The 19,706-nt window shown below is 67.0% G+C and carries 20 protein-coding genes and 1 tRNA gene; 12 read left to right on the top strand and 9 right to left on the bottom strand.

The window, feature by feature from the left end:
* The first annotated feature begins 49 nt into the window (after positions 1-49).
* The 4 genes from pabB (at position 50) to msrA (ending at position 4,332) form a co-directional block, all read left to right on the top strand.
* Positions 50-1,810, top strand: a complete 1,761-nt coding sequence (gene pabB / locus AC1GI4_RS09920) for an aminodeoxychorismate synthase component I (RefSeq protein ID WP_479629385.1) — start codon at positions 50-52, stop codon at positions 1,808-1,810.
* 54 nt (positions 1,811-1,864) lie between these two features.
* Positions 1,865-3,064 carry a pyridoxal phosphate-dependent aminotransferase gene (locus AC1GI4_RS09915; protein WP_433909491.1) on the top strand — a complete coding sequence of 400 codons (1,200 nt, stop codon included), beginning with the start codon at positions 1,865-1,867 and terminating at the stop codon, positions 3,062-3,064.
* A 244-nt stretch (positions 3,065-3,308) separates the two neighbouring features.
* Positions 3,309-3,446 (top strand): hypothetical protein, encoded by a 138-nt coding sequence (locus AC1GI4_RS09910; RefSeq protein WP_167345433.1) that lies wholly within the window; start codon positions 3,309-3,311, stop codon positions 3,444-3,446.
* 244 nt (positions 3,447-3,690) lie between these two features.
* Positions 3,691-4,332, top strand: coding sequence for a peptide-methionine (S)-S-oxide reductase MsrA (gene msrA / locus AC1GI4_RS09905; protein WP_479630386.1), 642 nt, complete (start codon positions 3,691-3,693; stop codon positions 4,330-4,332).
* Between the two features lie 134 nt (positions 4,333-4,466).
* Here the strand turns inward: msrA and AC1GI4_RS09900 are convergent, their stop codons facing one another.
* On the bottom strand, positions 4,467-5,393 hold the full coding sequence (locus AC1GI4_RS09900) for an ABC transporter ATP-binding protein (protein WP_433909492.1): 927 nt from the start codon (positions 5,391-5,393) through the stop codon (positions 4,467-4,469).
* An 88-nt stretch (positions 5,394-5,481) separates the two neighbouring features.
* Between AC1GI4_RS09900 and AC1GI4_RS09895 the strand changes: the two genes are divergently transcribed.
* From AC1GI4_RS09895 to AC1GI4_RS09880, 4 genes are all read left to right on the top strand, one after another.
* Positions 5,482-5,715, top strand: a complete 234-nt coding sequence (locus AC1GI4_RS09895) for a zinc-finger domain-containing protein (protein WP_294269648.1) — start codon at positions 5,482-5,484, stop codon at positions 5,713-5,715.
* Positions 5,716-5,898: 183 nt separating this feature from the next.
* A complete protein-coding gene (tldD, locus tag AC1GI4_RS09890; protein WP_479629384.1) occupies positions 5,899-7,329 on the top strand; it encodes a metalloprotease TldD in 1,431 nt (476 codons plus the stop codon).
* Positions 7,330-7,630: 301 nt separating this feature from the next.
* Positions 7,631-7,969, top strand: a complete 339-nt coding sequence (locus AC1GI4_RS09885) for a P-II family nitrogen regulator (protein ID WP_294269641.1) — start codon at positions 7,631-7,633, stop codon at positions 7,967-7,969.
* Between the two features lie 16 nt (positions 7,970-7,985).
* Positions 7,986-9,353, top strand: coding sequence for an ammonium transporter (locus AC1GI4_RS09880; RefSeq protein WP_479629383.1), 1,368 nt, complete (start codon positions 7,986-7,988; stop codon positions 9,351-9,353).
* Positions 9,354-9,811: 458 nt separating this feature from the next.
* On the opposite strand, the gene AC1GI4_RS09875 is transcribed toward AC1GI4_RS09880, so the two are convergent.
* Positions 9,812-10,204: an EF-hand domain-containing protein gene (locus AC1GI4_RS09875; RefSeq protein ID WP_479629382.1), complete on the bottom strand. Its 393-nt coding sequence runs from the start codon at positions 10,202-10,204 to the stop codon at positions 9,812-9,814.
* Between the two features lie 161 nt (positions 10,205-10,365).
* Here AC1GI4_RS09875 and AC1GI4_RS09870 point away from each other — a divergent pair, with 161 nt between their 5' ends.
* A complete protein-coding gene (locus tag AC1GI4_RS09870; RefSeq protein WP_058734783.1) occupies positions 10,366-11,586 on the top strand; it encodes an argininosuccinate synthase in 1,221 nt (406 codons plus the stop codon).
* A gap of 282 nt (positions 11,587-11,868) precedes the next feature.
* The gene (locus tag AC1GI4_RS09865; protein WP_479629381.1) at positions 11,869-13,533 is read left to right on the top strand and encodes a hypothetical protein; all 1,665 of its coding nucleotides are present in this window, start codon (positions 11,869-11,871) and stop codon (positions 13,531-13,533) included.
* A gap of 74 nt (positions 13,534-13,607) precedes the next feature.
* Here AC1GI4_RS09865 and AC1GI4_RS09860 read toward each other — a convergent pair whose 3' ends face one another.
* From AC1GI4_RS09860 to AC1GI4_RS09845, 4 genes are all read right to left on the bottom strand, one after another.
* Positions 13,608-14,738: a GNAT family N-acetyltransferase gene (locus AC1GI4_RS09860; RefSeq protein ID WP_479629380.1), complete on the bottom strand. Its 1,131-nt coding sequence runs from the start codon at positions 14,736-14,738 to the stop codon at positions 13,608-13,610.
* A 214-nt stretch (positions 14,739-14,952) separates the two neighbouring features.
* On the bottom strand, positions 14,953-15,417 hold the full coding sequence (locus AC1GI4_RS09855; RefSeq protein ID WP_479629379.1) for a RidA family protein: 465 nt from the start codon (positions 15,415-15,417) through the stop codon (positions 14,953-14,955).
* A 33-nt stretch (positions 15,418-15,450) separates the two neighbouring features.
* Positions 15,451-16,077 carry an HAD family hydrolase gene (locus AC1GI4_RS09850; RefSeq protein ID WP_479629378.1) on the bottom strand — a complete coding sequence of 209 codons (627 nt, stop codon included), beginning with the start codon at positions 16,075-16,077 and terminating at the stop codon, positions 15,451-15,453.
* Positions 16,074-16,316 (bottom strand): DUF3572 family protein, encoded by a 243-nt coding sequence (locus AC1GI4_RS09845; protein ID WP_433909499.1) that lies wholly within the window; start codon positions 16,314-16,316, stop codon positions 16,074-16,076. The genes AC1GI4_RS09850 and AC1GI4_RS09845 overlap by 4 nt, the downstream gene beginning before the upstream one ends.
* A 64-nt stretch (positions 16,317-16,380) precedes the next feature.
* Between AC1GI4_RS09845 and AC1GI4_RS09840 the strand changes: the two genes are divergently transcribed.
* Positions 16,381-16,743: a response regulator gene (locus AC1GI4_RS09840; RefSeq protein WP_433909500.1), complete on the top strand. Its 363-nt coding sequence runs from the start codon at positions 16,381-16,383 to the stop codon at positions 16,741-16,743.
* Positions 16,744-16,955: 212 nt separating this feature from the next.
* On the opposite strand, the gene AC1GI4_RS09835 is transcribed toward AC1GI4_RS09840, so the two are convergent.
* The 3 genes from AC1GI4_RS09835 to AC1GI4_RS09825 all read right to left on the bottom strand — a co-directional run bounded on the left by AC1GI4_RS09835 (position 16,956) and on the right by AC1GI4_RS09825 (position 19,393).
* Positions 16,956-17,153, bottom strand: a complete 198-nt coding sequence (locus tag AC1GI4_RS09835; RefSeq protein WP_153002916.1) for a hypothetical protein — start codon at positions 17,151-17,153, stop codon at positions 16,956-16,958.
* 504 nt (positions 17,154-17,657) lie between these two features.
* Complete coding sequence (locus tag AC1GI4_RS09830) at positions 17,658-18,353, bottom strand: RlmE family RNA methyltransferase (RefSeq protein ID WP_479629377.1); 696 nt, start codon at positions 18,351-18,353, stop codon at positions 17,658-17,660.
* A complete protein-coding gene (locus AC1GI4_RS09825; RefSeq protein ID WP_433909501.1) occupies positions 18,350-19,393 on the bottom strand; it encodes a Ppx/GppA phosphatase family protein in 1,044 nt (347 codons plus the stop codon). The genes AC1GI4_RS09830 and AC1GI4_RS09825 overlap by 4 nt, the downstream gene beginning before the upstream one ends.
* A 170-nt stretch (positions 19,394-19,563) precedes the next feature.
* Here AC1GI4_RS09825 and AC1GI4_RS09820 point away from each other — a divergent pair.
* A tRNA-Gln gene (locus AC1GI4_RS09820) sits at positions 19,564-19,637 on the top strand.
* The last annotated feature ends 69 nt before the right edge of the window (positions 19,638-19,706 follow it).

The raw sequence follows: 19,706 nt of genomic DNA, 5'->3' as shown, positions 1-19,706 counted from the left end.
AATCGATACTTGCATGTGGCCCCACGCGCCGTGCATGGATCGTCATTCCATGTCACGGCCCATCCCTCCTTTCGTCCTGCTCGACGATGCCCGTGACGGGGGAGCAGCAGCGCGTCTCTACACACGGCCGGTCGGCATCGTCACCGCGCAGCGGATCGACGAGGTTCCGGCGGCGCTCGATGCCTTGCGTGCCGCCAGGGGACGCGGGCTCGAGGCGGTCGGATATCTGGCCTATGAGGCGGGTGCGGCGTTCGAGCCGGGCGTGCGCGCCCGCGCGATCGCCCACGCAACTGATGGCCCGCTTTTGTGGTTCGGCCTGTTCGAGGGGTATGAGACGGTCGATCCCGACGCGCTGCTCCCCGATCCGGCGGGCGGCTGGGTCGGCGATATGGTGCCCGAGCTGGACGCCACCCGCCATGCCGAGCAGTTCGCGGCGGTCCAGGCACTGATCGCGGCGGGCGACCTGTATCAGGTCAACCAGACCTTTCGCGCGACCGCGCCGGTGCTGGGCGATCCGCTGGCGCTGTATGCGGGCCTGCGCGCCCGGTCGCGGGCGGGCTGGGGCGCGGTGGTCGCGACCGGGGACGCGACGATCTTGTCGCTGTCGCCCGAGCTGTTCTTTGCGCTGGACGGGGGGAAACTGACCGCTCGGCCGATGAAGGGCACCGCGCGGCGCGAGGACGATCCCGCCGCCGATGCGCGTGCGGCAAAAGCCCTGCACGACGATCCCAAGCAGCGCGCCGAAAATCTGATGATCGTCGACCTGATGCGCAACGACCTGTCGCGGGTCGCGCGGGCAGGCAGCGTCGCGGTCCCCGAGTTGTTCGCGGTCGAACCCTATCCGACGGTGCATCAGATGGTGTCGACCGTCACCGCCGACCTGGCCGAGGGGCGCGATGCGCTGGACGTGCTGGCGGCGATCTTCCCCTGCGGGTCGATCACCGGCGCGCCCAAGATCCGCGCGATGCAGGCGATCACCGAGATCGAGGATTCGCCGCGCGGCCTTTATACCGGCGCGATCGGGCGGCTCGACGCGAATGGCGATGCAATGTTCAACGTCGCGATCCGCACGCTCGTCTGGCCCGAAGGCGCTGCCCACGCGACGCTGGGTATCGGCTCGGGCGTGGTCGCCGACTCGGTGGCGGCGGACGAATGGGACGAGTGTCTGGCCAAGGCGGCATTCCTAGCCGGGGGGCGTCCCGATTTCGACCTGATCGAGACCATGGCCTTCGACCCGATCGAGGGCATCCAGCATCTGGAAGCACATCTGGCGCGGATGAAGGCGAGTGCCGGTGCGCTGGGCTTCACCTTCAACCGGCATGATGCGCGTAACGAGTTGCAGGCGGCGACCTTCCGTCTGCGCGATGCGCGGCGCGTCCGGCTGCTGCTCGCGCGCAGCGGCGCATTGGTGGTCGAGGTCGGCCTCGCGCCCGCGCGCTTCGACGGCGTGATGCCGGTGCGGGTCGTGCCGCTGCCCGTCGCGCCGCTCGACCTGCGGCTGCGGCACAAAACCAGCGCACGCGGCTTTTACGATGCCGCGCGCCATGCCGCGGAGACCGGCGAGGTGGTGTTCGAAACCCCCGACGGCCTGCTGACCGAGGGCAGCTATACCTCGCTGTTCGTGCCGCGCGGGGATGTCCTGGTGACGCCGCCGCTGACGCTGGGGCTGCTACCCGGCGTGCTGCGCGGCCATTTGATCGAGACGGGGCGGGCGATCGAAGGAAAGCTCACCCGCGCCGACCTTCGGGACGGATTCTTGCTTGGCAATGCGCTTCGCGGATTGTTTCGTGCGGAGATGGTTGCGGATTGAGGGGGTGGCGGGCTAAGGCGCGCCCGCAATCTCCTGTCGCAAAGGTTCCGTTTCATGCAGCCCTCCGCCGCGCTCGGCCGTATCAGCCCGTCCCCCACGCTCGCCATCACCAGCCGCGTGATGGAGCTGAAGCGCGCCGGTGTCGACGTGATCGGGCTGGGGGCGGGTGAGCCCGATTTCGACACGCCGGACTTCGTGAAAGAGGCCGCGATCCAGGCGATCCGCGACGGCAAGACCAAATATACCAATGTCGACGGCACGCCCGAGCTGAAGGCGGCGATCGCGGCCAAGTTCGCGCGCGACAACGGCCTGACCTACAAGGCCGATCAGATCAGCGTGAATGTCGGCGGCAAGCACACCCTGTTCAACGCGATGGTCGCGACGATCGACGCAGGGGACGAGGTGGTGATCCCGGCGCCTTACTGGGTCAGCTATCCCGATGTCGTCCAGTTCGCGGGCGGCGTGCCGGTGATCGTGAAGGCCGGGCCGGAACAGGGTTACAAGCTGACCCCCGAGGCGCTCGACGCGGCGATCACGCCGAAGACCAAGTGGGTCATCCTCAACTCGCCGTCCAACCCGACGGGCGCGGGCTACACCGCCGACGAGCTGAAGGCGCTGGGCGAGGTGATCCTGCGCCACCCGCATGTCTGGGTCTTCGCCGACGATATGTACGAGCATATCGTCTATGACGGCTTCCGCTTCGCGACCATCGCGCAGGTCTGCCCGGACCTGTACGAGCGCACGCTGACCGTGAACGGCTGCTCCAAGGCCTATGCGATGACCGGCTGGCGCATCGGCTATGCGGGCGGCGCGCCCTGGCTCATCAAGGCGATCGCCAAGCTCCAGTCGCAGTCGACGTCCAACCCCTGTTCGGTGGCGCAGGCGGCGGCGACCGCCGCGCTGACCGGCGACCAGAGCTTCCTGGCGGAGCGGAACCAGGCCTTCCAGGCGCGGCGCGACATGGTGGTGTCGATGCTGAACGAGATCGACGGCATGACCTGCCCGACGCCGGAGGGCGCCTTCTATGTCTATCCGTCATTCGCACCGCTGATCGGCAAGACCACGCCGTCTGGCCGTCTGATCGACAGCGACGAGGCCTTTGTCGGCTATCTGCTCGACGACGCCAAGGTCGCGGCGGTGCAGGGTGCGGCCTTCGGCCTCTCGCCCGCGATGCGAATCAGCTATGCGACCTCCGACGCGCTGCTGCGCGAGGCGTGCACGCGCATCCAGACGGCCTGCGCCGCCCTGAAATAATGGGCCGCTGCTGCGGCGCGAAAGCCAGTCGATCCGGCCAACATACCGGATCGACTGGCTTTTTCATGGGCTTATATGCGCCGCAGCAATATGGCTTAACTGTGGCATGAACGACACGTCCACGTGCCGTTAATGCAGCTTTTCTATAAACGCCATTGTCGGAACGGCGTCGATCGACCAGATGGCGCCCGGATGATCGCTGACCCGACCGGGGAGCGACCCGTTTAGACAGGTGAAGTGAACGATGCGTGCCCTCCTCAAGTCCAGCTTCGTATGGCAGTTCGCCGGCGGATTTGCGCTTGGCGCCCTGGGTCTCGTGGTCCTTCACCCGGCGGAAGCACCCAGCCGTTACGGTTCGGCTCCGGTCGAGGCGGTTCGCTAAAGGGTTCCCCGGCGGGGGGATTCCCGTGGCCTTCGACTTCGCTCAGGCTGAACGGAGCGGAGGGAGGAAAGGCTTTCAAAAGCAGCCGTTCAGGCTGAGCCCTTCGGCTGGCTGGCAAGCCAGCCGCTCAGGATAAACTTCGGCGCGCAGCGTCGAAGTCGAAGCCCACGCTTCAGCATTCGCCCCTAGCCGAACTCCAAAAACACCCCATATCCCAACGATGCGTAACACCCTCTGCATCGCCATGGCCGCGACCGCATTCGGAGCGGTCGCCTTGTCCTCGCTTCCCGCCAGCGCCGAGCGCGCCGTGCCGTTGCCCAGGGCGACGGTCGACGTACCCGCGACGCCCCGCCCTCAGGTGGCCGTGCTCGCTGGCGGCTGTTTCTGGGGCATGGAAGCGGTGTTTCAGCGGGTGAAGGGCGTGCGCTCGGTGACGGCGGGTTATGCGGGCGGTCGCCGCGAGGATGCGAATTACGCCGCCGTCTCCACCGAGCGAACCGGCCATGCCGAGGCGATCCGCATCACCTATGATCCCACGAAGCTGTCCTACGCCACGTTGCTGCGTGTCTATTTCGCGATCGCGCACGACCCGACCCAGGTTGGCGGCCAGGGGCCCGATCGCGGCCCCAGCTATCGCTCGGCGATCTTCGCCCAGTCGCCCGAACAGGCCAAGGTGGCGCGCGACTATATCGCCCAGCTGACCCGCGCCCATGCCTTTCCCAAGCCGATCACCACCCGGATCGAGCAGGGCGGCTTCTTCCCGGCCGAGGCCGAGCATCAGGACTTTTACGACCGCAACCCGATGCACCCCTATATCGTGCGCTGGGACAAGCCCAAGGTCGCGGGCTTCCGGGCGGGCTTCCCCGATCTGGCGCGGGCCGGATGAGCTAAAGAATATTCCTCCCCTGCAAGGGGAGGTGGCGCGCACCGCGCGTCGGAGGGGTGTCACCCTATCGAGAGCGGGACACCCCTCCGTCAGGCTTCGCCCTGCCACCTGCTCTTGCAGGGGAGGAAATCGGATCATGCACTCCGCGTCAGCGACAGGAACACGTCCTCCAGATCGGCTTCCTTGGTCGAGACGTCGACGATGCCGTATCCGTCCGCCTGGACCGCCGCGAGCACCTGGCCGGCATTCACCCTGTCCTTGGCATAGGTGATTTCCAGCGTCCGGCCGCCCTTCAGCACGATCTTGCCGAAGCTGGCATGGTCGGGGACCGAGGCGACATCGCGGTCGACGGTCACCGCGACGATCTTTTCCTGCGCCTTGCCGACCAGTTCGCGGGTCGGCTCATTGGCGACCAGGCGACCATGGTTGATGATCGCGATCCGGTCGCACAGCTCCTCGGCTTCCTCCAGATAGTGCGTCGTCAGTACCACCGTGACGCCCTGTTCGTTCAACTGGCGGACATAGGCCCAGAGCTGCTGGCGAAGCTCGATATCGACGCCCGCGGTCGGCTCGTCGAGCACCAGCACGGGCGGCGAATGGACCATCGCCTTGGCGACCATCAGGCGGCGCTTCATGCCGCCCGACAGGGTGCGCGAATAGGCGTTCGCCTTGTCCTCCAGATGCACCGCGCGCAGCAGTTCCATCGAACGCCGCTGCGCCTTGGGCACGCCATAGAGGCCGCCCTGGATCTCCAGCGTCTCCAGCGGCGTGAAAAAGGGGTCGAACAGGATCTCCTGGTTGACGATGCCGATCGACGCCTTGGCGTTGCGCGGATGCTGGTCGATGTCGAAGCCCCAGATCGACGCCGATCCTTCGGTCTTCATGACGAGGCCCGCCAAGATGTTGATCAGCGTCGACTTGCCCGCGCCGTTCGGCCCCAGCAGGCCGAAAATCTGCCCGCGCGGCACGTCGAAACTGACCCCGTCGAGCGCGCGCTTGCCGCCCTGATAGGTCTTGGCGATACCCCGGATCGAGATGGCGGCTTCGGTGCTGGCGGTCATGGACCCCGAGATAGGCCCGCGAAGGGGACAGGCCAAGCCGGTTTTCGGGAATTGCGCAGGGCTACGCGCCTTGCTATCGCGCGGGACTATGTTGCCGCCGCCCGAAACCACCCGCGTCACCCAGACCCGCGTCGCTTGCGACGGTGCCACCGACATCCCCGGCGGCGCCGCCCTCGGCCATCCGCGCGTGTGGTTGCAGATCGACGAGACCGGCTATGTCGATTGCGGATACTGCGATCGCCGCTTCGTGCTGATCGGCGGCGCGGCGGACGGTGCGGATCAGGCGGCGTTGCACGACCATGGCGATGGTGCTGGGCGCTAACCCTTCACGCGAATGAGACTCACGCCCCTCCCGTAAACGGGAGGGGATGGGGGAGGGCAGGCCACAGGCGATGGTCTCGGTGAGACTCCATGCCCTCCCCCGACCCCTCCCGCCTGCGGGAGGGGAGAAGACGTGGCGAGGCGCATAGTTTTAAAGCGGTGAGGGATGCCCTATATCCCCGAGATGACCGCCACCGACCCCCGCTCGTTCCTCTACCGCGACACGCTGGACCCCGACGCCGCGCTGCGCCTGACCGCCAGCGCCCTGTCGCGCGCCGATGATGGCGAACTCTACCTGCAATATAAGCGCTCCGAGGCATTCGGCTTTGACGACGGGCGGCTGAAGACAGCCAGCTACGACACGCACTCCGGCTTTGGCCTGCGCGCGGTGTCGGGCGAGATGACGGCCTTTGCGCATGCCAACGAATTGTCCGAGGCCGCGATCCAGCGCGCCGCGCAGACCATGGCGCTGATCGATCCGGCCAAGGGCGCCGCCGCCCCGCCGCCGCAGGGGACCAACCGGCATCTCTATACCGCGACCGATCCGCTCGACCTGATCCCCTTTGCCGAGAAGGTGTTGCTTTGCCAGACGATCGACGCCGCCGCGCGCGCGCGCGATCCGCGCGTGGTGCAGGTGTCGGTCGGCCTGTCGGGTAGCTGGAGCGTGGTCGAGATCGTCCGCGCCGACGGCTTCGTCGCCACCGATGTCCGCCCGCTCGTCCGACTGAACATCTCGATCGTGGTCGAGCAGAATGGGCGGCGCGAGACGGGCAGCTTCGGCATCGGTGGGCGTTACCTCTACGACCGGCTGGTCGCGCGCGAGACGTGGGAGCGCGGCATCGACGTCGCGCTCCAACAGGCGCTGGTCAATCTCGACTCGGTGGCGGCCCCTGCGGGCGAGATGACCGTGCTGCTGGGGCCGGGCTGGCCGGGCGTGCTGCTGCATGAGGCGATCGGTCACGGGCTTGAGGGGGACTTCAACCGCAAGGGCACTTCGGCCTTTTCGGGCCGCATCGGCGAGCGGGTCGCGGCGCCCGGCGTCACGGTGGTCGATGACGGCAGCCTTGCCGACCGGCGCGGTTCGCTGTCGATCGACGACGAAGGCACGCCGACGCGCGAGGTCGTGCTGATCGAGGATGGTATCCTCAAGGGCTATATGCAGGACCGTTTGAACGCGCGGCTGATGGGCGTCGCGCCGACCGGCAATGGCCGCCGCGAGAGCTTTGCCCACGCGCCGATGCCGCGCATGACCAACACCTTCATGAAGGGCGGTCAGGACGATCCCGCCGAACTGTTGTCGCGGGTTAAGAACGGCATCTTCGCCAAGTCGTTCGGCGGCGGGCAGGTCGACATCGTGTCGGGCAAGTTCGTCTTCTCCTGCACCGAGGCCTATCGGATCGAGAACGGCAAGCTGGGCGCGCCGATCAAGGGCGCGACGCTGATCGGCGACGGGCCGAGCGTGCTGACCAAGGTGACGGGGATCGGCAACGACTTCGCGCTCGACGAGGGCATCGGCGTGTGCGGCAAGGGCGGGCAGAGCGTGCCTGCCGGTGTGGGTCAGCCGACGCTGCTGGTCGAGGGGCTGACCGTCGGCGGGACGGCGCTGGCGGCGTAAAAATCCTCCCCGGCACGGGGAGGGGGACCGCCGCGAAGCGGTGGTGGAGGGGAGCGGCCGCAAAGGACGTCCGGTGCGGCACGCCCCCTCCGTCAGCGCTGCGTGCTGCCACCTCCCCTTGCAGGGGAGGAAAGAGGTTTGCCCGAAAATTGGGCATATCCGCCCGAATGCCCAAAAATTGATGCAGAGTGCCGCGTGACTCATGCCGCGCCGCACCATCCTAACCCCGTAAAATTCACAAAAACGTAAACTGGCACACCCCTTGCGATGCTTTTCCCCGAGTATCGCAAAGGGGGCGTAGGTGAAGCTGATCATCGCTATCATCAAGCCGTTCAAGCTGGACGAGGTGCGCGAAGCGCTCACCACGCTCGGCGTGGCGGGTATGACGGTCACCGAGGTGAAGGGGTTCGGGCGGCAGAAGGGCCAGACCGAAATCTATCGTGGGGCCGAATACAGCACCAACATGGTGCCCAAGATCAAGATCGAGGTCGTCTGCGCGTCCGAGATCGCCGACCGCGTCGTCGAATCGATCCAGTCCGCCGCCAACACCGGCGCGATCGGCGACGGCAAGATCTTCATGCTCGATGTCGGCCAGGCCGTGCGGATCCGCACCGGCGAGACCGATGAATCGGCGCTCTGAGCAAGGGGGGATTTCGATGAAGCACATCACCAAGATGGCGAGCGGTGCGGCGGGCCTGGGCCTGGCGCTGTTCGTCGCGCTGCCCGCCTGGGCGCAGGATGCCGCCGCGCTCCAGTCGCCCGCCACCGCCGCGCCCGCCGCGACGGTGAACAAGGGCGACACCGCCTGGATGCTCACCTCGACCGTGCTGGTCATGATGATGATCCTGCCGGGCCTGGCGCTGTTCTATGGCGGTCTGACCCGCGCGAAGAACATGCTGTCCACCATGACGCAGATCGGCGCGGCCGCGTGCCTCGCGATGCTGATCTGGGTGATGTACGGCTATAGCCTGGCCTTCGGGCCGGACGTGTCGGGGGGCGCGTCCAACTTCATCTCCGGGCTGGGCAAGGCGTTCCTGAAGGGCGTCACGCCCGCCAGCCAGGCGGCGACCTTCACCGCGGGCGTCGAGATTCCCGAATATGTCTTCATCTGTTTCCAGATGACCTTCGCCGCGATTACCGCCGCGTTGGTGCTGGGCTCGGTCGTCGAGCGGATGAAGTTCTCGGCGGTCATGGCCTTCACCGCGGTTTGGCTGACCATCGTCTATTTCCCGATCGCGCACATGGTGTGGGCGTCCTCGGGCCTGTTCTTCAAGGCGGGCGCGCTCGATTTCGCGGGCGGCACCGTGGTGCACATCAACGCCGGTGTCTCGGCGCTGGTCGCAGCACTCATCCTGGGCAAGCGCATGGGCTATCCGACGACCCCGATGCCGCCGCACTCGCTGACGCTGACGGGCGTGGGCACCGGCCTGCTCTGGGTGGGTTGGTTCGGCTTCAACGCCGGTTCGGCGCTGGAGGCCAATGGCTCGGCGGGTCTGGCGATGATCAACACCTTCGTCGCGACCGCCGCCGGTGGCCTGGTCTGGATGCTGGCCGAGCGGGTTGCGGGCCACAAGGGTTCGGCGCTGGGCTTCTGCTCGGGCATCGTTGCCGGGCTGGTCGCGGTCACCCCGGCGGCGGGCAATTCGGGCCCGTTCGGTGCGATCGTGCTGGGCGCCATCGCCAGCGTGGTCTGCTTCTATGCGGTGTCCGTCCTGAAGCCCAAGCTCGGCTATGACGATGCGCTCGACGCCTTCGGGGTTCATGGCATCGGCGGTATGATCGGCGCGATCGGCACCGCGGTGGTCTATGCCCCGTCGCTGGGTGGCCCGGGTGCGGCGGACTATGCCATCGGCTCGAAGCTGCTGGTCCAGCTCGGTGCGGTCGCCACCACGATCGTCTGGGCCACCATCGGCACCGTCATCGCGATGTTCGTCGCCAAGGCCTTGACCGGCCTGCGGGTCTCGAAGGAAGTCGAGCAGGAAGGCCTCGACCTCGGCGAGCACGGCGAGCGCGCCTACAACTGATCGGGAGCGGGGGGCGCCAAGAACCCTCGCACCCCACGACGTTCCTCCTGCGGACGACCTAAGCCCGGTGCGGCAACGCACCGGGCCTTTTTTTTGTGGGTGGGAGGGAAGGGCCAGTCTCCGTTTAGAGCATGATGACATGAGATGAACTCACCCCTCCCCTTCAGGGGAGGGGCCGGGGGTGGGGCGCCTCCGCAAGCGTGCAGCCCGTGGCGAGGCCCCACCCCAACCCCTCCCCTGAAGGGGAGGGGCTCGCCTTGGCTCAACGCAACGTCATCACGGTCTAGTGGGAGATGAAGCACCCACCTCCGTTCAGCCCGAGCGAAGTCGAAGGCCATGGGGCTCACATGGCGGCAACGCGCTGGGCGTGCACTTCGACTTCACTCAGTGCGAACGGAGGTGGGGGATAGGCGGAGCAGAGGTTGGGGAAGGTTGGTGATCGGGAGGGCGCGCGCCCCTTACCGCCCCTTCGGCCCGGCGACCGGACCCGCCGCCTGCGCCTGCGCCGCGCGGGCCGCTTCATATTCGTCGAAGGTGCGCGACAGCAGCGCCTGCGCCTCGGCTTCGGTCACCTTGCCGTCCTTGTTGGCATCGGCCTTGTCGAACCACAGGTCGGTCAGGCGCTGGGCATGGACAGGGTCGATCTGCTTCTTGCCGTTGCCCATCTTCATGATCGCGGCCTTCACCTCGGCCTTGGTCAGCACGCCGTCGTGATTGGTGTCGCGCGCCTTGAACTCGCGCGAGAATTTGGCGGCGGCCGAGGCGCGGGTGTCCTGCTGCGCCAGCGCGGGCACGGACAGCGTGGCGGCGATCAGACCGGCAATCGCACCGGCGACGGGGAAACGGGTCATGCACGAGACTCCAGAACGGGACATCACGGCTGCTCCTGACGGTCTTTGGCTGTCCGCGCAATGAACGAGTAGGGGAACAAGCCGAACCCGAGGTTGCGTAGGAGGGCCGCAGCGCATAGGGCGCGAGGCAAATCCATCCCCTATCCTTGAAGGACTTTGCCGTGAGCGAAGATATCAAGCGCGTCGTCCTCGCCTATTCGGGCGGCCTCGACACCAGCGTCATCCTCAAGTGGCTGCAGCAGCATTATGGCTGCGAGGTCGTGACCTTCACCGCCGATCTGGGCCAGGGCGAAGAGCTGGAGCCCGCGCGCAAGAAGGCCGAGATGGCGGGCGTGAAGCCCGAACACATCTTCATCGACGATCTGCGCGAGGAGTTCGTCAAGGATTACGTGTTCCCGATGATGCGCGCCAACGCGCTGTACGAGGGGCTGTACCTGCTCGGCACCTCGATCGCGCGGCCGCTGATCGCCAAGCGCCAGATCGAGATCGCCAAGATGGTCAACGCCGACGCGGTCAGCCACGGCGCGACCGGCAAGGGCAACGACCAGGTCCGCTTCGAGCTCGGCTATTACGCGCTGAACCCGGACATCAAGGTCATCGCACCGTGGCGCGAATGGGACCTGACCAGCCGCACCAAGCTGATCGAGTTCGCCGAGGCGCACCAGATCCCGGTGTCGAAGGACAAGCGCGGCGAGGCGCCCTTCTCGACCGACGCGAACCTGCTGCACACCTCGTCCGAGGGCAAGGTGCTGGAGGATCCGTGGGATGAGGTCCCCGATTACGTCTATTCGCGTACCGTCAATCCGGAAGACGCGCCGGACCAGCCCGAGACGATCACCATCGATTTCGAGCGCGGCGACGGCGTGGCGCTGAACGGCGAGGCGTGCTCGCCCGCGACCCTGCTGACCAAGCTCAACGAGCTGGGCCGCAAGCACGGCATCGGCCGCCTCGACCTGGTCGAGAACCGCTTTGTCGGCATGAAGAGCCGCGGCATGTACGAGACGCCGGGCGGCACCATCTATGCGCTGGCGCATCGCGGTATCGAGCAGATCACGCTCGACCGGGGTGCCGCGCATCTGAAGGACGAACTGGCGCCGCGCTATGCCGAGCTGGTCTATAACGGCTTCTGGTTCTCGCCCGAGCGCGAGATGCTGCAGGCCGCCGTCAACTACAGCCAGGAGAAGGTGACCGGCACCGTCCGCCTGAAACTGTACAAGGGCCAGGCGATCGTGACGGGCCGCAAGTCGCCCTATTCGCTCTATTCGGAAAAGGTCGTCACCTTCGAGGACGATCAGGGCGCCTATGACCAGCGCGACGCGGCGGGCTTCATCAAGCTCAACGCGCTGCGCCTGCGCCTGCTGGGCCGTCGCGACCAGATCTGATCCGGGTTCGGAACGGAAGGGGGGCGGATGGGGGGACCTGTCCGCCCCTTTTTTGTGGCTGGAATCCCGGACGAAGCGGGTGACCCATTCCCCACATCCGTTCACGCTGAGCGATGTCGAAGCGCACGCCCCGTCGCTCAGGCAAAGTGTGGCCTTCGACTTCGCTCAGGCTGAACGGAGGGCGGGACGGGCGAACACCGTCGCCGAACCCCCAACAACTCGCCGCACGGCAACGCGCGTTCGTCTTGTCCAAGCCCCCTTCGATCCGCTAGGCCGACCGGCATGAATGGGGGAAAGCTCAACTGGTGGCAGACGCGGTGGTTCGTTGCGGCGATGGCGCTGCTCGCCGCCGTGCCGCTGCTCTGGCCCACCGTGCCGCCGCTGGTCGACCTGCCGGGGCACATGGGGCGCTACCGCGTCCAGCTGGAATATGCGCATCAGCCCTGGCTGGCGCAGTGGTATCGCTTCGAATGGCAGATGATCGGCAATCTGGGCATCGACCTGCTGATCGAGCCGCTGGCGCCGATCTTCGGGCTCGAACTCGCGGTCAAGCTGATCGTCATCGCGATCCCGGTCCTGACCGTCACCGGCCTGCTGTGGATCGCGCGCGAGGTGCAGGGGCGGATTCCGGCGACCGCGCTGTTCGCGCTGCCGCTGGCCTATAGCTATCCCTTCCAATTCGGTTTCGTGAACTTCGCGCTGGCGATGGCGCTGGCGTTGAACCTGTTCGCGCTGTGGCTGCGCATGGGGCGGCTGGGGGCGGTCAAGGCGCGGGCGATCCTGTTCGTGCCGCTGTCCTGCATCCTGTGGGTCGCACATACCTTCGGCTGGGGCGTGCTGGGCGTTCTGGCCTTCTCCGCCGAGCTGATCCGCCAGCACGACATCCGCCGCGCCAAGGGCGCGCACGGGGTGCGCGGCTGGGCCGAGTCGGCCTTCCATGCCGGGCTGGGCTGTATCCCGCTGGCGCTGCCCATGGTCCTGATGGTGCTGTGGCGTTCGGGCGCGGACGTGACCGGCAAGACCGGCGACTGGTTCAACTGGCGCTGGAAGATCAACTGGGTGACGATGGTGCTGCGCGATCGCTGGATGGCGTTCGACCTCGCCTCGGTCACGGTGCTGTTCCTCGTCCTGCTCAAGGGCGTGCGCGACGAGCGGGTCGAATATTCGCGCAATCTGGTGCTGTCGGCGGCGTTCCTGTTCGTCGTCTATCTGCTGCTGCCGCGCGTCGTCTTCGGCTCGGCCTATGCCGATATGCGGCTGGCCCCCTATGTGCTGGCCATCGCGCTGATCGCGCTGCGTCCCCGGCGCGGGCTGTCGCTGCGGGGTGCTTCGACGCTGGCGATCGTGGGACTGCTGTTCTTCGTCGTGCGGATCGGCGCGACCACGGTCAGCTATGTGATGTACAGCAACGACTATGACCGGGTGCTGAGCGCGCTCGACCATGTCCCGCCGCGCGCGCGGTTGCTGACCTTTGTGGGGCGCCAATATTGCGCCGACGTCTGGCCGTCGAGCCGGTTGGAGCATGTCGCGGGCCTCGCACTGGAGCGCAAGCTCGCCTACGCCAATGACCAATGGTCGATGGCGGGCGGACAGCTGCTGACCGTGCGCTACGCCCCCGCCAAGCGGTTCGCGCACGACCCGTCGGAGATCGTGACCCAGCGGCGCTGTCGCGGGCAATGGTGGCGGCCGGTCGACACCGCGTTGAAGCTGCTGCCGCGCGATGCGTTCGACTATGTCTGGCTGGTCCATGCGCCGCGCTATGACGAGGCGTTGACGCGCGGCCTGACGCCGATCTGGCGCGAGGGCGACAGCGTGCTCTATCGGATCGACGATCGCCGCCCGATCATCGACCCGGCGGCATACGAACTGCTCAGCCGTCCCTCGCCCGATGAGGACAAGCGGGCACCCGCGCGGCGCAAGGCGACGCCCGACAAGGACGACAGTTAAAACATGAAACGCTCCCCTCCCCTGAAGGGGAGGGGCGTGCCTTGATCGAAGGCAATTTCATCCTGCCCGACGTCTCACCCCCGGCGGAAGGGGGTCAACTCGCCCAGATATTCGCTTTCCGCCTCGATCGCCTGACGTTCGCGTTCCACGAATTCGGCGACGGCGCGGCGGAAGGCGGGGTGGGGGATGTAATGCGCCGACCAGGTCGGCACGGGGGCGTATCCGCGCGCCAGCTTGTGCTCGCCCTGCGCCCCCGCCTCGACCGTCGACAGCCCGCGCGCGATGGCGGCGTCGATCGCCTGATAATAGCAGAGTTCGAAATGGAGGAAGGGCACCTCCTCGACCGCACCCCAATAGCGGCCATAGAGCGTGTCCTCGCCGATCAGGTTGAGCGCGCCCGCGATCGGCACCCCGTCGCGTTCCGCCAGGATCAGCAGCACCTTGTCGCCCAGTCGCTCACCGATCCGGTCGAAGGCGGCGCGGGTCAGATAGGGCTGGCCCCATTTGCGGCTGCCCGTATCCTGATAGAAGATCCAGAAGGCGTCCCAATGCTCGGGGCGGATCTGATTGCCGGTCAGGTGGCGGATAGTCAGCCCCTCGACGGCGGCGGCGCGCTCCTTGCGGATCGCCTTGCGCTTTCGGCTGGCGAGCGCGTCCAGAAAGTCGTTGAAGCTGCGATAGCCGTCATTGCGCCAGTGAAACTGTACGCCTTCGCGGATCAGCCAGCCCGCCGCCTCGAAATAGGGCAGCTGATCGGGGGCGACGAAGGTGACATGCGCGGAGGACAGCTCGTTCTGGTCGGTCACCGCCTCGATCGCGGCGATCAGCGCGGGCGCAAGCGCGGGGTCGCGCAGCAGCAGCCGGGGACCGGGGACGGGCGAAAAGGGCGCGGCGATCTGGAGCTTGGGGTAATAGCGCCCGCCCGCCCGCTCCCAGGCATCGGCCCAGCCATGGTCGAAGACATATTCACCCTGGCTATGCGCCTTGAGATAGGCGGGCGCGATCGCGGCGGGCTGTCCGTCAGGGCCGTCGATGACGATCGGCGCGGGCGTCCAGCCGGAGCGGCCGCCGACGCTGTGCGACGTTTCCAGCGCGGTCAGGAAGGCGTGGGATATGAAGGGATTGGCCGTGCCTGCGCAGGCGTCCCACTGGTCGGGGGACAGGGCGGTTGCGCCGGACAGGATACGCGCGACGGCGGTAGTCATCGCTGGGGGATATGCGGTGTGGGGTGGGGTGGGACAAGGGGGCGGCGGTTCGCTTGTGGCGAGGGCCCTCCCCCATCCCCTCCCGCTTGCGGGAGGGGAGCGGCTCGAGGCCAGTGCTGGAGTCCCACGTCCGCAAAACAACACGCCCCTCCCGCAAGCGGGAGGGGATGGGGGAGGGCAGGCCACGAGCTATGCACTCACGGCCCGCACCCGATCACCCCAACTGGACGATCGCATCCACCTCGACCGCCGCGCCTAGCGGCAGCACCGGCACGCCGACCGCCGACCGCGCATGACGGCCTGCGTCGCCGAACAGCGACACCATCAGCTCCGACGCACCGTTCGCAACCTTGGGCTGGTCGGTGAAGTCGCCAGCCGAATTGACGAACACGCCCAGCTTCACGATGCGCTTCACGCGCGACAGGTCGCCGCCCAGATATTTCTTGATCTGCGCGACCAGCATCAGGCCGCACGCCTGCGCCGCCTTCTGCCCGTCTTCCAGCGAGACGCCCTCGCCCAGCCGCCCGGTGACGAGCTGGCCATCGATGAAGGGCAGCTGGCCCGAAATGTGGAGAAGCCCGCCCGCCTCGACGACGGGGACATAGGCGGCGACGGGGGCGGCAGCCTCCGGCAGGGTGAGGCCGAGCTGCTCGAGCGCGCGATCGATATGCGTGGTCATGGGGCGAGACATGGCGCGCCCGCCCCGTTCAGGTCAAGCCGTCGCGGGCAACCCCTCGGCGAAGCGGGCGGCGATCCAGGCCTGTGCCTGTCGCCAGTCGTCGATCCGGGCATGCGCCTCGGGCGCGGGGGCGACGTGCGGGGCCATTTCGGGTTCGGACACCATGTGCAGCCGGTGGACCTGCGGCGCCTGTTCGGCAACCGAGGCATGATGCTGGGCCAGATCGTCGACGAAGACGGTAACGGGGTTGCCATGCTCGGCGACCAGCTTGGCGACCGGCGCACCCTTGGGCCCCGTATTGCACTGGACCCGGTGATGAATGCCGAAGCGTGCCAGCTGCTCGATGCGGGGCGTGCGGCATTCCTCGATCAAGTTGGTCAGGATGACGATATCGGCCTGGTCCGCCAGCGCGGCCAGCGCCTCGGCGGCGTGCGGCACCAGCGTCTGGCGGTCCATCTGGCCAGGGAAGAATCCGTGCAGCAGGTCCCAGGCCTCCGCTTGCGTCGGGGCGGGGCCGCCGTCGCGCCTCGTCACCGCGCCGAAGAAATCATGACGGTCGAGCGCGAAGTCCATGTCATGCGCCTCGCCCAGCCAGTCGCGGAAATGGCGGACCATGTGGACGAGCACCTCGTCGCAGTCGCAGATCAGCAGCGGCTTCATACGGCCTCCAGCGTGCGACGCGCCGCGACCAGCGCCTCGGGGCGGACGCCCAGCGAATCGGCGCATTCGATCAGGTCGGCCTCATGCCCCTCCAGGAAGGACAGGATCGCGGCCAGCACGCCGGGCTCGCCCGCCCCGCCGCGCAGTTCCTCGACCGACAGCCCGGTCAGCGCCAGCAGCCGCTCGGCGCGCGACGGGCTTTGCAGCGTCCAGACGAGCGCCTGTAATGCCAGAGCCATTTCGGGCTCGATTGTATCCGGTCGGGGCATTGCCTATCGTGTCCGTCGTAATGGTGGAGACCGCGTGACAAGAAAGGTGCTCGTTGTCGAGGACAACGAACTCAATCTGAAACTCTTCTGCGACCTGTTGCGCGTGCACGGCTTCATCGCCGAGCCGGTGCGCGACGGGCGCGAAGCGGTGGCGCGCGCGCGGGAGGTGCAGCCCGACCTGATCATCATGGACATCCAGATGCCGCATGTGACCGGCTATGAGTTGATCCTGGAACTGAAGGCCGACGAGGAACTGCGCCGCATCCCGGTGATGGCGGTGACCGCCTATGCGGGCCGCGACGACGAAGACCGCATCCGCGCGGCGGGGGCGGATTCCTATGTGTCCAAGCCGATCAGCCTGATGCGGTTCATGGAGGCGGTGAACGCGTTGGTGTGAGGGGGGTAAGCCTTCCTTCCGTTCGCCTCGCTCCCCACCGTCCGTTCGCCTCGCTCCCCACCGTCCGTTCGCCGCGCCTCCCCACCTCCGTTCGCACTGAGCGAAGTCGAAGTGCACGCTCCGAACCTATGCCGCGAGCGTCGTCCCGTGGCCTTCGACTTCGCTCAGGCTGAACGGGGTTGTGGGATGAACCAAATGTCCACTTTGGGTGGTTAGCTGCCGTTCCATGGTTTGCGAAACGAGGCATACTTTTCAGGCGTCGACTGAGAGCGATAGCGCCCGCCGAGTCGAAAAGGTGGTAAGCGATCAATCAGCCTGACAAGTGCGCGGATCATCAAGCGATAGAACAGGAAATCGGCCAGCAGCAGCGCGACAATAACGGCTAAGCCGATTGCGTTTAACACTGTCATACTCAAGACTCCTGTCCCGCTACAACGCCTTTATACTGGTAGATCGCTACGACTGGAAATGGGCGTGAGCGGCCCGACGGCTATGGGTGGAAGACGATCATTCGACGGTCGGTCGAGGGCCGTAGTCATAGGCAAACCATTCTGCCGCTAAGTTAAGTCGCGTTGCATTCTTCCGCTGCCAATTCGCAAGGCATGCCAGGTCGCTTTTCCCTCTACCGGGTTGAGGATCTCCCGCATAGAACATCCGCGTGGTCCCGGGACGGACTTCAAGGCGCACCTCAACAATTCCGCAGCTCCGTGCCGCCCGCGCCGCTTTAACAATGCTTTCAAATGGTCCCTCCGCGAGGGGCAGCGGTGGCGAGTTGGCCATTGCTGGCGCGGCAATCACCAGAATGAGCCATTTCCACACTGACATGACAATATGCCTCCCTCGCTATGGAGCTATCATGCGGGCTGCGGTCGGAAGGGCAACGTTCGATTTTGGGCGATAGCGGACCCCGCCGCTCAATCCTCCGAATCGTCCTCCGCCGCCGCGGGCTTGCGCCCCTTGAACCCCTGCGCGACGACGAACCATTCCACCGAGCCCTTGCGGCTCGACGGCGGCTTGGCGTGCTTCACGGTGGCGAAGTGGCGTTTCATCTCGGCGACCAGCTGCGAATCGGCGCCGCCCGCGAACACCTTCGACACGAACACCCCGCCTGGCGACAGCACGTCGCAGGCAAAGGCGAAGGCCGTCTCGACCAGTCCCATGGTGCGCAGCGCGTCGGTCTGCGGATGGCCGACGGTGTTGGCCGCCATGTCCGACATGACCAGATCGGGCGCGCCGCCCAACGCCTCCATCAGCTTGCCTGGCGCGGCGTCGTCCATGAAGTCCATCTCGAAGATGGTGACGCCCTCGATCGGATCGACCGGCAACAGGTCGATACCGACCACGCTGGCGTTCGGCACCTTGCGCCGCACGACCTGGGCCCAGCCGCCCGGCGCAATGCCGAGGTCGATGATCCGCTTCTTGCCGCGCAGGAATCCGAACCGCTCGTCCAGCTCGATCAGCTTGTACGCCGCACGGCTGCGATACCCCTCCGCCTTGGCGCGGCGGACATAGGGGTCATTCAGCTGGCGCTCCAGCCAACGGGTCGACTGGGCGGTGCGCTTCCGCGCGGTGCGCACCCGCTGGTGCAGCCCTGCATTGCCTCTGCTCACGGTCTGGCGATTCCCATCAAACGGCGCAGGATTCCCTCGCGAATCCCACGGTCGGCGATCCCTAGCCGCTCGGCGGGCCAGAGGTCCAATATCGTCTCCAGGATGGCGCAGCCCGCCACCACCAGATCGGCGCGTTCGGGGCCGATGCACGCCACCTTGCCACGCGCGGCCAGGCTCTTGCGCGACAGGTCGGCGCTGATCTCGCGCATCGCGGCCGTGGGCACGATCAGCCCGTCGACGGCATTGCGGTCGTAATGGCTGAGCCCCAGATGGACGCTGCCCAGCGTCGTCACCGTGCCGCTGGTGCCCAGCAGCCGGGGCCGCTTAAGATTCTTCGGCAGGCGCGCGGCGAAATCGGCGAAGCTGTCCGCGACGATCCCGCGCATCCGGGCATAGGCGGCCAGTCGCCCGGCCTCACCCTCGCCGCCGCCCGCGCTCTCGGTCAGCGAGACGACGCCCCAGGGCGCCGAATGCCAGTCGAGGATGCGGGGGCTGGGCCCGCGCGTGTCGACCAGCACCAGCTCGGTCGAGCCGCCGCCGATGTCGAAGATCAGCGCGGGGTCCTCGCCCGGTTCGATCAGCGCGTGACAGCCGAGCACGGCCAGGCGCGCCTCTTCCTCGGCGGAGATGATGTCGAGATGGATGCCCGTCTCGGCCAGCGCGCGCGCGATGAAGGCGGGGCCGTTGGCGGCGCGGCGGCACGCTTCGGTGGCGACCGCGCGCGACAAAGTGACGTTGCGACGCTTCAGCTTGTCGGCGCAGACGCGCAACGCGGCGATGGTGCGGTCGATCGCGGCGTCGGACAGGCGGCCGGTCGTCGCCAGTCCCTCGCCCAACCGGACGATCCGCGAAAAGGCATCGACGACCGCAAAGCCGCCGCCCTGCGGCCGCGCGATCAGCAGGCGGCAATTGTTGGTGCCCAGGTCGAGCGCGGCATAGGCCTGCGCATCCGACCACCGGCCACGCTGGGGCCGGGGGGGTGCCGAACGGGCAGGGGGCTTGGCCTGCCGGTACGGCCTTCGGGTGGGAACATCCCCCATCGCCGTATCTCGCTTTATTCTGTTCTATCCGTCACGAACATGAGCGTTCGCCGGTGCTTGAAGCCCAAGGTAGCGAGTCGGCGCGTGCGCGACAAGACGCGCCGCCGCCCCCAGTGCGGAAATCGGTTGACACCAGTGATTCGGCCGCCTAGAGGCACGCCCCTGTTCGATGCCCCGTCGTCTAAAGGTAAGACCACGGACTCTGACTCCGTTAATTGAGGTTCGAATCCTCACGGGGCATCCAGATTTTCCTGACATCGCCGGTTTTTTGGGTCCGCTGGGCCGGGGCCTTCGTCGTCGGTTCCGTCCGGAA

It is taken from the genome of Sphingomonas sp. 77B, assembly GCF_056497825.1.
The sequence above is the reverse complement of the archived record's forward strand: the minus strand, read 5'-3'. Positions and strand labels throughout refer to the sequence as shown.

Coding starts and splice junctions, on each gene's coding strand:
- AC1GI4_RS09895 (WP_294269648.1), top strand. CDS start 5,482: ATGTTGCCGCCGCCCGAAACCACCCGCGTCACCCAGACCCGCGTCGCT.
- AC1GI4_RS09910 (WP_167345433.1), top strand. CDS start 3,309: ATGCGTGCCCTCCTCAAGTCCAGCTTCGTATGGCAGTTCGCCGGCGGA.
- AC1GI4_RS09875 (WP_479629382.1), bottom strand. CDS start 10,204: ATGACCCGTTTCCCCGTCGCCGGTGCGATTGCCGGTCTGATCGCCGCC.
- AC1GI4_RS09845 (WP_433909499.1), bottom strand. CDS start 16,316: ATGGCTCTGGCATTACAGGCGCTCGTCTGGACGCTGCAAAGCCCGTCG.
- AC1GI4_RS09850 (WP_479629378.1), bottom strand. CDS start 16,077: ATGAAGCCGCTGCTGATCTGCGACTGCGACGAGGTGCTCGTCCACATG.
- AC1GI4_RS09835 (WP_153002916.1), bottom strand. CDS start 17,153: ATGACAGTGTTAAACGCAATCGGCTTAGCCGTTATTGTCGCGCTGCTG.
- AC1GI4_RS09915 (WP_433909491.1), top strand. CDS start 1,865: ATGCAGCCCTCCGCCGCGCTCGGCCGTATCAGCCCGTCCCCCACGCTC.
- AC1GI4_RS09880 (WP_479629383.1), top strand. CDS start 7,986: ATGAAGCACATCACCAAGATGGCGAGCGGTGCGGCGGGCCTGGGCCTG.
- AC1GI4_RS09865 (WP_479629381.1), top strand. CDS start 11,869: ATGAATGGGGGAAAGCTCAACTGGTGGCAGACGCGGTGGTTCGTTGCG.
- AC1GI4_RS09855 (WP_479629379.1), bottom strand. CDS start 15,417: ATGACCACGCATATCGATCGCGCGCTCGAGCAGCTCGGCCTCACCCTG.
- AC1GI4_RS09900 (WP_433909492.1), bottom strand. CDS start 5,393: ATGACCGCCAGCACCGAAGCCGCCATCTCGATCCGGGGTATCGCCAAG.
- pabB (WP_479629385.1), top strand. CDS start 50: ATGTCACGGCCCATCCCTCCTTTCGTCCTGCTCGACGATGCCCGTGAC.
- AC1GI4_RS09825 (WP_433909501.1), bottom strand. CDS start 19,393: ATGGGGGATGTTCCCACCCGAAGGCCGTACCGGCAGGCCAAGCCCCCT.
- AC1GI4_RS09860 (WP_479629380.1), bottom strand. CDS start 14,738: ATGACTACCGCCGTCGCGCGTATCCTGTCCGGCGCAACCGCCCTGTCC.
- msrA (WP_479630386.1), top strand. CDS start 3,691: ATGGCCGCGACCGCATTCGGAGCGGTCGCCTTGTCCTCGCTTCCCGCC.
- tldD (WP_479629384.1), top strand. CDS start 5,899: ATGACCGCCACCGACCCCCGCTCGTTCCTCTACCGCGACACGCTGGAC.